This window comes from Aerococcus kribbianus (assembly GCF_026805545.1).
GTDB classification, from domain to species: domain Bacteria; phylum Bacillota; class Bacilli; order Lactobacillales; family Aerococcaceae; genus Aerococcus; species Aerococcus kribbianus.
On record NZ_JAPRFR010000001.1, the window covers coordinates 583,373 to 596,877 of the forward strand.

The window sequence follows — 13,505 nt, forward strand, 5'->3', positions numbered from 1 at the left end:
TGTCACTTCCTAACTTTCTTTGTGTAAACGGGCAATGAAGAACCCATCTGATGCAAATGCATCCGGTAAAATTTCAATACTGCCTTGGTCTGTGATAGCAGTTTCTAAACCATTAGTCGTCTTATGCTGGTTGTTGTCCATACCTGGTTTGCTTGAATCTTTTTGATTACTTAGCACCTGCTCAGCATTTTGATCGTCTTGTTCGCTAACTGAAAAATCAGCGACTGATAAGGGACGAATGCTCATGTCAGGGTGGTCAGCTAGAAATTGCATCACCACTTGAGTATTTTCTTCATTAGTAATGGTACAAGTAGAGTATACCAGTTCTCCACCCTTTTTCAGAACCTTATAGGCGGAATTTAAAATTTCCAATTGAATGTTTTGTAAGGCCGCTAGATCTTGTAAGGACTTGTGGTATTTGGTATCCGGTTTGCGACGAAAAAGTCCCAATCCCGAACATGGGGCATCCACTAAAATCCGGTCAAAAGATTCCAAGTCATACTTAGCCTCCAAAGCACTAGCATCATGTTGATTAACTGTAACCTGTGAGGCGACTCCCATCCGATCAAGGTTGGCCTGAATCTTAGGAAGCTTATTGGCTTGCAGGTCTCCTGCCACCACTTGTCCTTGGGGACCGACCATTTCAGCAAGTTGGACTGTCTTGCCACCAGGCGCGGCGCAGGCATCTAAGACCTTGTCGCCAGCTTGCACACCTAGAGCCCAAGCTGCTAGTTGAGCCGAGGCATCTTGGATAGTGATATCGCCTTGCAAGAAGGCTTGGCTACGAGCAGGACTGCCCTTACTTAATTGGTAGGCATAAGGCGTAATAGGTGAAGGGGTCAGCTGTAAACCATGGTTCTCTAAATTATTGACAATATCCAGTTGACGCTCAGCAGCGAGTGGACTAATACGAATCGTGATGGGTGCTTTTTCCAATAATGAAGCGGCAATCTGTTCCGTGCGGTCTAAACCAAAACGTTGACTTAGATAGTCGACCCATACTTGAGGCAAGGAATAAGTGAGCGCCAATTTTTCCTGGGCACTGACAAATTGTTGTTGGTCTAGAAAAGCACTGATAGAAGACTCTTGACGGAAAATATTACGTAAAACTCCGTTAGCAAAGCGACCCAAAGCAGGGTTGCCCCGCTTCTTAGCCACTCGCACCGCCTCGTCTACCAAGGCATAATCCGGAATAGAATCTAAATAATAATGTTGGTAGAGTGAAATTAATAGCAAAGCCCGCAACCATTTTTTGACACGGTTAACTTTTTTAACATAGACAGCCAACAAGCTTTCTAAGGTTAAGGCATGTTGGATGGTGCCATAAACCAACTCGGTAAACAAATGACGATCAGCTGGCTCCCAATTCGATTGATCGAGACTTTGACTCACCAAGTCATGGCTAAAGGCTTGGTCGTAGAGAACCTTTTCCACTACATCCATGGCCTGCCAACGTGGACTAGCTTTTAAAGGGGCATTGTTTTGGCCATGATTGGAAGTTTTAGATTGACCTGTTAACTGGTCTCGCTTAGTCGATTTATTTTGACGCGCTGACTGGCTTTGTTTACTGGCTTTGTTTAGGGGGGCGGATTTACTCTGTTTAGCTTTTTTTCTTTGACCTACTGGCTGGCCTTGCTTAGTTGTTGTCTGGGATTTAGTTTTTGACTGAGCTTTTATTTGGCCCTTTTTAGTCTGACTGGTCTTAGTCTGCTTGGAATTGGTCGCCGACATCTAATCCCCCACTTCCTCCATTAATAAAACTGGCAATAGGCATCCGCTTTTTGCCAGCGGGTTGAATTTCTTCAAGGGCCAGGACAGTGTCCTCGCCAGCAGCCACCCAAAATTGTGCGGGTTTCTTTTGAATTTTGATAATAGTGCCTGGTGCTTGGTCAGTGCTCTGGTCAGCGGGAACACTGGATTTCCATAGTTTCCACCGCTGCCCTCCCATCAAAGTATGCGCAACTGGCCAAGAATTCATGGCCCGAATTTGGTTGTGAATGGCTTGAGCAGTTTGCTCCCACTCTACCCTTTCTTGGTCACGAGTAATATTAGGCGAATAGCTAGCCTTGGCTTCATCTTGGGGCACTTCTTCTAAGTCGCCAGTCCAAAATGCTGGTAAAGTTGCTATTAATAGGTCGCGACCTAATAGGCTAAGCGTATTGAAGAGTTCTTCCACGGTGTCATCCGGTCCGATGGCTTGCGTGGCTTGAGCCAAGACAGGGCCTGCATCCATGGCTTTAACCATGCGCATGATCGATACCCCTGTTTCAGTCTCACCTTGCCATATTGCATAATGCACTGGCGCCCCTCCACGATATTTAGGTAAGGCACTAGCATGGACGTTAAGTGCGCCTAATTTAGGCAAGTCTAATAATTTGGTAGGAAGAAATTGCCCATAAGCCGCTGTAATAATGACATCGATGTCAGCAGCCAACAAGTCATAAACCTTTTGATCACTAGCGATGCGTTCCGGTTGATAAACTGGCAAATCAGCTTCCAAGGCCGCTTGCTTGACGGGACTGGCTTGGAGTTTCTTCTTCCGTCCTACTGGTCGATCTGGCTGGGTCACAACGCCTACCACTTCATAGTCTGCTTCCTCATTTAGCGCTTGCAAAATTGGCACCGAAAATTCAGGTGTTCCCATAAATACTATTCGCTTCAACTGGCATGCTCCTTTTTCTTGCTTGTCACTTGTTTCAATTTTCGTTGCATTCACTGAGACTCGGCTAGTAACCGAGTATATACTTACTTCTATTATAACCTTTATTCCTCTAAGTTTCCCTTAAGTTGGTTAAGTTTAAGAGGAAATCTAGCTAACAATTACATTTGTTGGTCCTCTTGTCGGTAAAGATATAACGTGTGTAGCGCTTTTGCTATTCTTATCGCCACTGATATGACGCGTATTGCTCTCTTACTCTTCTTATCGCTACAAATATGACGCGTAAAGCTACCTTGCTATTCATATCACTACCGATATGACGCGTATACTGCTCTTACTCTTCTTATCGCCACTGATATGACGCGTATAACCACTTTACTCTTCTTATCGCTACAAATATAACGCGTATAGCCACTTTTCTCTTCTTATCGCCACAAATATAACGCGTAAATCTACCTTTCTCTTCTTATCCTCACAAATATGACACGAAAGCCTAATCCCTAACTCTTACTTCATTCAACAAAATTAACTAACTGTATGCATTTTTGCCAACCCCCACCAAGTTCCTTTAAATAAAGGTCATTGGATCTAAATCGATGCCTACGTGGATATGGTCCCGGTCCCATTCTTGGGCACGGTCTTTGATCTGGTCAAAGACTGGTTGAATACTTTGCCAGTCGCGGTATTGGTAAAGTATTTGGAAGTAGTAATTATTTTTCAACCGCGTCAGTGCAGACTGGCTAGGTCCGATAATACGTGTACCAGGCACTTGGGCTTGGTCGAGTTGTTGACGAATCTCATTAGCTACCCGCAAGGCAGTCTTTTCGTCGAAGTTAGCAACCGTGATGCGCACACTATAGTAATAAGGAGAGTAGTGGTTGACTTTTCGATAAGTCATTTCCCAGCGATAAAAACCTTCGTAATCATGGTTTTGGGCGAATTGCAAAGCATAATGATCTGGATTAAAAGTTTGGATAATTACCTGGCCGGTTAAGTCACCACGCCCCGCACGTCCAGCCACCTGGGTCAGGAGTTGGAAGGTACGCTCAGAAGCGCGAAAGTCGGGCAGGTACAATGAAGTATCAGCGTTGATAACCCCTACTAGGGTGATATTGGGAAAATCCAAGCCCTTAGCAATCATTTGTGTACCCAACAAAATGTCGGCTTCTTGGTTAGCGACTTGATCAAGAATTTTTTGGTGGCTCCCTTTGCGCCGGGTGGTATCATTATCCATCCGTACCAAGGTGCGCCCAGGAAAGAGGTCATAAATTTCCTGTTCGACCTTTTCCGTACCAGACCCAAAAGATCGTAAATGCTTACCCCGACACTTGGGACAGCTTTGTGGGAGGGACTGGCTATAAGAACAGTAGTGGCATTGTAGACTTTGGCTATCATAATGGTGGGTTAGGGATACGTCACAATTAGGGCATTGGAAAACGTGTCCACAATCTTGGCATTGCATATAATTGGCAAAGCCACGCCGATTCAGCATAAGTGCCACCTGTTCACCCCGATCTAAAGTCGCATTGATGGCATCACGGAGTTGGCGGGAAAATTGATAATAATTTTTATGCTGAAATTCTTCACGCATATCCACGATATCAATTTGAGGGAGGCTTTGTTGGTTGGTCCGCTCTGGCATAAGTAAACGTTGGTAGAGACCATTTTGTGCCCGGGCCCGGCTTTCCAAGGAAGGGGTGGCAGAACCCAAAACAACAGGGCAATTATGATAAGCCCCACGCCACTTCGCCACCTGACGGGCATGGTAGCGTGGATTGGTATTTTGTTTATAGGTGGTTTCGTGCTCCTCATCCAAGATAATCACACCCAATTTATCTAAGGGGGCAAAAATCGAAGAGCGCGCTCCCACAGCAATCTTAGCCTGGCCTTTTTTCAGCTTGGTCCATTCATCAAAGTGCTCTCCCCGACTGAGTTGACTATGGAGAACTGCCACTTGATCAGCAAAGCGCCCCTTTAATTGCGTCACCATTTGTGGGGTTAAGGCAATTTCAGGAACCAAGAGGATGGCTGTTTTGCCTTGGTCTAAGGCATGTTGAATCAACTGTAGGTAAACTTCCGTCTTTCCAGAGCCTGTCACTCCTTGCAAAAGCAAGGTTTGGGCTTGTTGGGCATCCATGGCCTGGGCCACAGCTTGGTAGGCCGCTTCTTGCTGCGGATAAAGAGATTTAGCCTGGCTTTTTTCCGTCTCTAAGTCAGCATAAGGATTACGATCAATCTCTTGTTCAAAAACAGTCAACCAGCCCTTCTTTTCCCCGGCACGAATCGTCGGCATTTTTAAATCAAATTCCTGTCGCAAATAAGAGCAAGCAATGGCCTGACCATCTAAGTCCATTAAAACTGCCAAGAGATCTTGTTGCTTGGGAGCATGGCGAGTCATGTCACGACTAATTTGTGCTAAAACATCATAATCTAGTAAAGGTTGTAACCACTTTTCTGTTTTTCTCTGTTTACGGTCAGCCATCCGATAGTCGACCCAAACTTGGTCGTCCTTCTGCAAAGCAATTAAATCAGACAAACTGCCTTGTTTCTCGGCTTCCTGCCAAGCAATTTCATGTTCATCAGCAAAGTAATTTTGGCGATTTTCAAAAGTTAGGCTAGCAGTGGGCAAAAAATATTTGGCATAGTCGACTTTAAGCAAACTAGGTAGCATAGCTTGATAGCACAAGACTTGGAAGGTGAAAAGACGCCGAGACATGTCATTACCCAAAGCAATCAGCTCTGGTGTTAAAACCGGGGCCTCATCCATCAACTTAGCTAAGGGCTTTACTTCACCAGCAAAATCGGTCTGATCACTGAAGCCAACCACATAAGCTAAGACCTGACGCACACCAAAAGGCACTTGGACACGCATACCTACAGTAATAATGTCTTGCCACTCCTTTGGCACTGCATAGTCAAAATGATGGTTGACCTGCAATGATGGGACATCGACAATGACTTGTGCATATTTTTTGCTTGCATCCATCCTTTCGCCCTCCTTTTTTCTGTAACTATTTTATTAAACTTTTTCCGGGATGTAAATTATTGGCAGTTTTCTGGCCAAAAGTTATTATTAAGGCAACGTTCAAGACAATAAATGGGACCCCACTAGTAGATAAGTAGTAGGATCCCATAGTTATGATATTTTATAAAGAGGTAAGTGAGCCTTACCCACCATCGTTAACAAGCTCTAATCCTTGAAGCGTTCGATAGGGACGCCCTCTTCATTATAAGTAAAGGAACGTGCCAATTGAATGTCTCCCATGGCTCGAATCAAACGATCACGGTAGGGTTCCCCTAACTCATCGAATAGGTAAGAATGATCATCCAGATTAAGCTGGGCACGTTGACTCTCCACCTCACCTGGTTTTTTCAAACGATAAGTCTTCTTGGGGAGAGGCTGGTCCGTTTCATGACTTTCAATCCGATAGAAATAATTATCATCAATATAGGCAATTTCTAAAGCACCTGTGTTCGTCCGATAGATGTCTGTCTTATAAGACTCGCCTTTTAACTCCCACCATACTTTGATGGCCTCTAAAGCATCCTCTTCGCTAGCGTAAGTCCCATGTTCTTTGCGGACACCATCACGCTTGCTAATCCAGTAGTTGGTGTAGACAGTTTGTGTCATTTTATCGCCACCTTTCTTATCCTCTAGTATACCTTGAATAAGAAACCCTTTTCAAATTTTTGCCCTTATCAATTTAAAAGTAGACTTAGAAAAATAATCATAGGCTAAATCAAGCTTTATGCTACTAATAAAAACTTATTAACTAAGCTTATAAAGATGCCTCCTAATCCTTTTTTCAGTAATGAAAAAAACCTGCACCAGCAGGTTTTTCGTCTTAATGATTATGTTAGTGATTCAGGGTCGATGACTAGGTCGCTTGAGGCGATTTCTTCTAAGGCTTTACCAACTTCTTTTGGTGAGTGGTAGTCAGACAGGATGTAGTTGTCTTCTTCACGCATTTCTTTGGCACGTTTGGCTGAGATGGTGCACAAAGAATATTTAGAGTCGACTTTTTCTAATAACTTGTCAATTGATGGGTAGATAATCATAAATTAATCTTCTCCTTCTTGTAAATAGCTCTCTACTATATTATCAATAAATCGATCTGTTTTCAGGTGTTCTGCATTTAAAATTGTTTGAATGCGTTTAACTGCCTTTTCAACACTATCATTTTCTACAACATAGTCATACTGGGTCATGAGCTGCAATTCTTCGCGGGCTTGTTGCATGCGTTTGGCAATCACTTCTTCAGAATCAGTTCCACGGTTGACGATGCGTGACTCGAGTTCACTAAGGTTAGGTGGAGCCAAGAAGATGAATACACCATCTGGCATACGTCGTTTCACTTGGAGTGCGCCTTGAACTTCAATCTCTAAGAAAACATCCTTACCTTTTTCCGTCATTTCTTCAACGTATTCAAGGGGTGTTCCATAATAGTTACCAACGTATTCAGCATATTCAAGGAGTTTTTCATCTTCAATCATTTGTTCAAACTGCGACCGTTTAACAAAGAAATAATCTTTTCCGTCGACTTCACCAGGCCGAGGTTGGCGAGTGGTGGCGGAAACAGAATATAAGAATTGATTTTTATCGTGGTCAGTGGCAAATAAAGCCTGACGAACTGTTCCTTTTCCAACGCCGGATGGGCCGGATAGAACCACTAGTAATCCTTTCGATTTCATAGAACACCTTTCATCCTTCATAAATTTATAGCTATTATAGTACCATAAAAAACCATTAAATGGGGGCAAAAGTCGGGGTAATTTTTATTAAAATTTTATGAGTAAATGCTTAAAAAATATTATTCGAAAAACTAGAACAAATGTTCGCAAAACACTTGCTTTTCGAACGCGCGTTCGCTATAATAAAAACATAAAGACGAACACTTGTTTGAGGCAACAGGTGCTCATCAATAAGGAGGTCAAAGACATGCAAAATCCCATCTCGTTTCATTCCATCCGTAGTTTATTTACACCCCAAGAAGTATCTTATACTAGTCAACCACGTCCCATGCGTGTTGTGGCAGATAAACCACGGAAGTTTAACGTCTTGGCTACCATCATGCCCCTAGAGCAGGTTGGTCGTGACGTTGACTATTCTTATTATGAGCAAACACCTATCTACCTCACCGTTGCCAGACAGAATGCCAATTTGAACACTAAGGATGTTCTATTTGGAATCTTTCAAGGCCCTTTTGCTGATAATAAGCGACTCGTTTTTAAAGATGTCACTAATGATATCGTGCGTCTCCTTGATGCAGATGAAATATTAGCTACTCGTCTCCCTGAATTAAACAAGTAGTTAGCATGAAAACGCGACTGGAATTCATCCAATCGCGTTTTTTTGTTTCTAAAAATCAGTACTGACATACCTTTCCCTAAATCCTACAATATCTTAGCGATAACTTCAGATTTTGGTCCAAGACTTCAGCATTAAACAATTTTTGTCATTCCCTCTTTTGATTACAAGATAGGAGACAATAATCGAGAAAAAGCTTGGCGGAATTTCTTCCAGCGACTTTGATTGGCAAAGTATTCCTCGTCTACTTGGGTTGATTCAGCAATATCATCATAGAAGGCTGTCTCTAGGTCGGCAACTATCGTACGATCGTATAGGAAGGCATTAACCTCAAAGTTGAGGGCAAAACTTCGCATATCCATATTAGCTGTCCCTACACTTGCAAACTTTCCATCAACCATAACCGTTTTAGCATGAAGAAAACCTTTATCATAAGTATAGATTTTGGCTCCGGCAGCCAAGATTTCCTTGGCATAATATTCTGTGGCACGGTAAACAAAAGGATGGTCAGGTTTACAAGGGATCATAATACGAACATCTACCCCTGATAAGGCAGCAATTTCAATCGTTTCAAAAACGGATTCATCAGGAATAAAATAAGGGCTTTGGATGTAGACATGGTCTTGAGCGAGAGAAATCATCTTAATATAACCCATCTTGATTTGGTCCATATCTTCATCAGGACCACTAGAAACAATTTGCATGGCTGTGTCACCTTTGACTTTAGGCTCAGGAAAGTATTCGCGGTCAAAGTTTTTAGGTTTTTCCTTCTCAGAAGCATACCAGTCCATCAAGAAGCGTGATTCTAGTGTTTTTACGGCATTACCACGTAAGCGCAAATGGGTATCACGCCAGTAACCCAAAGGCCCCTTGCCAATATATTCCTTGGCCACATTAAAGCCACCAACGTATCCTACTTGTCCATCGATCACCACAATCTTGCGGTGGTTACGGAAATTCAAACGGAAGTTAATTATCCAGAATGGTGATTTAGAGAAGAAGGAAGAGACTTGACCGCCTGCGTCGCGTAAGGCATTCAAATCTTTGGGACGTAGAGACCGACTACCCACTGCATCATAGAGTAAACGGACTTCTACCCCTTCCCTAGCCTTACGTTCCAGGATATCTAAGATTGGTCCTCCAACTTCATCATCAGTAAAAATATAGTATTGGATATGGATAAAGTCTTGGGCCGCTTCTAAATCAGCCACCAAGGCCGCGAATTTATCATCGCCATCGACATAGAGATCAACCTGATTATGATGGGTAAGAATAGAGAAGTCACTGCGGAATAGTAGTGTCATCATTTCTTGAATCAGGGGTGGGAATTGGTCAAGATTTTTTTGTTTACGGTTACTATCAGTATGGGAAGCGATTAAATCTTGCATCCCATGAACCTCTTGGGTTTGCAAATGGAAGATATTGGATTGTGAAATCTTCCGCCCCACAAAATAATAAATAATAAAGCCAATTCCTGGAATTAGATTAAGCACTAACAGCCAGGCCCAGATAGAAGTGACCGGTCGTGGCTCTTTGAAAACAGTAATAACGGCTAAAATCGTATTCACCAACAGGAAAATACCAATTCCCATTAGGATATAATCTTGCATAGAAGTCCTCCTCATAACAAAAGAGTCTGGAGTATTGCCAACCAGACTCCTTAAATATCTTGTACTGTCTTTGAGACTAAGCGTTATCTACTAAATTAATCATTCAATAAGCGTGAACGTTCTTTACGACTAATATAAGGCGTATTTTTAGGGATGAAATACTTCGATTGAATATTCAATAAGAGAATTAAAATCACTAAACTTAGCACTAAATTAAAGGCAAAGCCTACAGCTGTTACCCGTAGCTGTGTTGACAATGGTAGAGCATTCAAATCAAACAGCCAGCGGTTAATCACCAGCTCTCCTGCAAAATAAAGCAGTAGAGAAAGTACGGTACCTGTCACCAAATTGAGGTAAACAGATTTCATCCGTTTATTGTGTAAGGTTCGTTGTAGATTACGGGCAAAGAGACTAGCAACCCCTAAAGCGAGGCCAATTCCACCCATCGCTAAGATGATAGGCCAGCTGCCATACGATTCTGGCATAATCAACCAAGCATTTAATCCCCCAAAGATAAAGCCAGCAGCAAAACCAGCTAAGGGACCACGACGGAAAGCATAGAGCAACAATAAGGACAAGCCAACCCGCAGAGGAATTGCACGGGCTGTAATATCATCTGGAAAAACAGATTCAATTAGTAAGGCTAAAGAGACAAGTAATAAGCCTTCAACTATGGTTGAAAATCGTTGGGCACTTTTCACACAATCCCTCCTTATTTATTTTTCTTATTCTTATGCTTGGATGGTTGGTAGTTGGACGCTTCCATAATTACTGGTAGAATCATTGGCCGTCTTGAAGTCGCTTGGAAGAGTTTTTTACTTAATTGGTCGCGAATATCGCCTTTTAATTTAGCCCATTCGAAGTCCTTAGACTGAAGATTTTCATTAACGACGTCGACTACAGTTTGTTTGGACTCAGCCAAGAGGTCCTCACTGGCCTTCATATACACAAAACCACGGGAAATAATTTCTGGACCTGATAAAATCTTGCCTAGGCGGCGAGAAATAGTCAGCACGACCACAAAAATACCATCTTCTGACAAGATTCGACGATCACGTAAAACGATATTACCAATATCGCCCACGCCAGACCCATCAATCAAAACATTGCCAGCTGTCACCTTATTTGCAAGACGCATCTTGTTTTTCTCGTAGTGCAAGACGTCTCCCTTATCCAATAAGAAAATATTGTCAGGTGAGTAGCCCGTAGCAATAGCTAACTCCGCATGTGAGTGCATAAGTCGAAATTCGCCAGAAATTGGGATAAAGTATTGAGGTTTCAATAGTTGCAAGAGCAATTGTAAATCTTTTGGTGAGGCGTGACCAGAAGATTTGTATTCCTCGGTCAATTCGACCACCGTACCGCCTGCCTTGTAGACTTGGTTCTTAGTATCTGCCACTACTGTTTCCATATCGATGGTTGGTGAAGTGGCAATGATAACCCGGTCACCATCTTGGATAGAGACTGGGAAACGGTGGTTAGACGCCATTTTTTGTAGGGTAAATAGGGGTTCCCCTGTTTTACCCGTTTCCAAAATAACAATTTGATTATCATCGTATTGGTCGATGGTCTTCAACTTCTTGATTAAATTAGAGCTAGGAATATCTAACTTACCTAGACGAATCGCTACGTCGATAATTTCTTCTACTTCATCATTCATTAAGAAGACATGGCGATCTAAGGTTGCTGCGGCGTCTAAAATTTGTTGGAGTCGTTGCAAGTTGTTGGCTACACTAGCCACAATAACCCGGCCATCTGCCTTACGCATTTCCGAAATTAAGCCATTTGCTAAGACTACTTCAGGTTCATTTTCAGTTATGGCTTCAGCTTGACTAGAATCACTCAATAGGGCAAAAACACCATCTTTACCAATTTCAGTGATCCGTCCAAAATCAGTGGCATAGTCGGCCTTGACTGTCATATCAAATTTGAAGTCACCAGTATAGACAATGCTACCTTCCTTAGTTACTAGGTCAATTCCCACTGAATCAGGAACAGAGTGGGTAGTACGGAAGAATTTTACAACCACATCGCCAAAGTCAATCTCATTATCAGCGTCAATAATGTGGAAGTCCGGATAATTCTTTAAGCCGAGTTGGCGTGCTTGAATTTTAGCTAATTCGATGGTGAGCTCGGTACCAAATACTGGAACTTCTACTTCTTTGATTAAGTAACCTAAAGCACCAATGGCATCCGCATGTCCATGAGTCAAGAAAACACCCGCAATCCGGTCCGCGTTTTCAACTAAGTAAGAAAAATCAGGAATCATGATGTCAATTCCTAACATTTCATCTGGTGGGTAGACCAATCCACAATCTAATACATAAATACTATTGTCTACTTCAACTAGGTACATATTTTTTCCGGTTTCCCGAACACCACCTAGTGAAATAATTTTTATATCACTCATAAGAGCCTCCTTGTTATTATCAATCATTCCCTTATCATCATGTGCCCATGAGTTTAAGGGTGATGGAATATCCTATTTATTCATAATCTGCCATCTGGAAGCAATACTTCCTGATAATGGCTTCTATCTCATACCAGCAATTAAGCTTATCACTAATAAACTTAACTACTAAACTTGAAAATAACTACTATCATTTTATCAAAGAAAGCCACGCTTAACAATCTTTATAAACCTAGCTTAGTAGTAGAGATAAGTGCAAAAACGATTAGGCAATGATAAACACCCTAAAGCCATTTCACTTTAGGGTGTTTATCATCATATTTTTGACATGTTATCACTTAAGATTTTTGTCCTTCTGGGCCCACTAAGGTATGAATAATCATATAGAGGACGACCATTAGGGCAGCTAAAATCAAGTTTGGCAGTTGAAAACTTACTGCTAATACTAATAATACGAAGGTTGCGATTAATAATAAGGTACTTAATTTGTCAGTCATGCGATTATCCTCCTTCAATCACATAGCGACGAATAGCTTTTGAAGCTCCCTCTTCTTCGTTACTTGCAGTTTGTCCATCAGCAATTGTTTTTAGGTCTCTGGGCGCATTGCCCATCGCTATCCCAATACCTGCAGCTTCTACCATTGGAATATCGTTATAATTATCACCAATAGCAAAACACTCTGCTAGGGGAATACCATAATACTTGCTCACTTCAACTAAAGCTTGCCCTTTAGATACTTCCTGATTAGTTACCTCAATATAATTAGGTTTTGATTGGTAGAGCAATGTTTGATTGAGCTGACCGTAGTTAAAGTAATCTTGAACGGCAGTCACTTGATCAGGATCACCAATCAAGAGCAGTTTATGGATGGCGAAATCAGCTTGCTTAAATAAGCTAGAAAAGTCTTCAACAGTCGGTTGGATGCCAGTCCGCTTGATTTCCTGTTCTACTCCGGAATCAATTGTCTCTACAAACCAGTCTTGGCCGGAATATAGGTTGATGGATATAGCAGGAAATTCACTTTTTATATACTTACTAACTGCTTAGCTTCCTTTATGTCAAGACTCAAGGAATAAATTGCATCCGCAAAGTCGGCATCAAGATTAGGAAGAATCAAAGCCCCGTTGAAACAAGCAATGGGATTCTCGCTATTATCAATTTTATGTAATATTTTTGCCATGCCTTGAGGCGACCGGGCTGAGTTTAAAACCAAGGGAATATTTTGCTGACGTAATTTTTTCACAATATCAGCCAGACCCGGGTCAATTGCTAGGTCAGGTGTTAAGATGGTGCCATCAATATCACTCATCGCTAATTTAATTCTTGTCATAATTTTCACCTCTCATTCCCATAATACTGCTAAGGATTGGGAATAAGAAATCATACGATTAAAAATCTTGTCCACCCCATCCGTCACTAGTTTTAAGGGATACTGGGTGGAAAATTTCTCGCTCCATATTATCCCTCCGTTCACGCTTCTTCTCATCTACACCCTTACCATAACATAGATAAGCTAA

11 protein-coding genes and 1 pseudogene are annotated in these 13,505 nt (G+C 42.0%); 1 reads left to right on the forward strand and 11 read right to left on the reverse strand.

Annotated elements, in window-relative coordinates; genetic code table 11:
- Positions 1-9: 9 nt before the first annotated feature.
- The 6 genes from rsmB to gmk form a co-directional block, all read right to left on the reverse strand.
- Positions 10-1,731: a 16S rRNA (cytosine(967)-C(5))-methyltransferase RsmB gene (gene rsmB, locus OW157_RS02750; protein WP_268751804.1), complete on the reverse strand. Its 1,722-nt coding sequence runs from the start codon at positions 1,729-1,731 to the stop codon at positions 10-12.
- Positions 1,703-2,662: a methionyl-tRNA formyltransferase gene (fmt, locus tag OW157_RS02755; RefSeq protein WP_268751805.1), complete on the reverse strand. Its 960-nt coding sequence runs from the start codon at positions 2,660-2,662 to the stop codon at positions 1,703-1,705. The genes rsmB and fmt overlap by 29 nt, the downstream gene beginning before the upstream one ends.
- Positions 2,663-3,227: 565 nt before the next feature.
- Positions 3,228-5,645, reverse strand: coding sequence for a primosomal protein N' (gene priA, locus OW157_RS02760; RefSeq protein WP_268751806.1), 2,418 nt, complete (start codon positions 5,643-5,645; stop codon positions 3,228-3,230).
- 204 nt (positions 5,646-5,849) lie between these two features.
- Positions 5,850-6,290: a hypothetical protein gene (locus tag OW157_RS02765; RefSeq protein WP_268751807.1), complete on the reverse strand. Its 441-nt coding sequence runs from the start codon at positions 6,288-6,290 to the stop codon at positions 5,850-5,852.
- Positions 6,291-6,511: 221 nt separating this feature from the next.
- Positions 6,512-6,718: a DNA-directed RNA polymerase subunit omega gene (gene rpoZ / locus OW157_RS02770; RefSeq protein ID WP_268751808.1), complete on the reverse strand. Its 207-nt coding sequence runs from the start codon at positions 6,716-6,718 to the stop codon at positions 6,512-6,514.
- Positions 6,719-6,721: 3 nt separating this feature from the next.
- Complete coding sequence (gmk, locus tag OW157_RS02775; protein WP_268751809.1) at positions 6,722-7,351, reverse strand: guanylate kinase; 630 nt, start codon at positions 7,349-7,351, stop codon at positions 6,722-6,724.
- 247 nt (positions 7,352-7,598) lie between these two features.
- On the opposite strand from gmk, the gene OW157_RS02780 reads away from it, so the two are divergent.
- Positions 7,599-7,970, forward strand: a complete 372-nt coding sequence (locus OW157_RS02780; RefSeq protein ID WP_268751810.1) for a hypothetical protein — start codon at positions 7,599-7,601, stop codon at positions 7,968-7,970.
- A 161-nt stretch (positions 7,971-8,131) separates the two neighbouring features.
- Here the strand turns inward: OW157_RS02780 and cls are convergent, their stop codons facing one another.
- The 5 genes and pseudogenes from cls to OW157_RS02805 all read right to left on the reverse strand — a co-directional run bounded on the left by cls (position 8,132) and on the right by OW157_RS02805 (position 13,318).
- Entirely contained in the window at positions 8,132-9,577 is a 1,446-nt protein-coding gene (gene cls, locus OW157_RS02785) for a cardiolipin synthase (protein ID WP_268751811.1), read from the reverse strand.
- A gap of 95 nt (positions 9,578-9,672) precedes the next feature.
- Positions 9,673-10,278, reverse strand: a complete 606-nt coding sequence (locus OW157_RS02790) for an energy-coupled thiamine transporter ThiT (protein ID WP_268751812.1) — start codon at positions 10,276-10,278, stop codon at positions 9,673-9,675.
- Between the two features lie 11 nt (positions 10,279-10,289).
- The gene (locus tag OW157_RS02795) at positions 10,290-11,987 is read right to left on the reverse strand and encodes a ribonuclease J (RefSeq protein WP_268751813.1); all 1,698 of its coding nucleotides are present in this window, start codon (positions 11,985-11,987) and stop codon (positions 10,290-10,292) included.
- A 338-nt stretch (positions 11,988-12,325) separates the two neighbouring features.
- Positions 12,326-12,484, reverse strand: a complete 159-nt coding sequence (locus OW157_RS02800) for a hypothetical protein (protein ID WP_268751814.1) — start codon at positions 12,482-12,484, stop codon at positions 12,326-12,328.
- A gap of 4 nt (positions 12,485-12,488) precedes the next feature.
- A pseudogene (locus OW157_RS02805) lies at positions 12,489-13,318 on the reverse strand (HAD family hydrolase).
- Positions 13,319-13,505 lie beyond the last annotated feature (187 nt).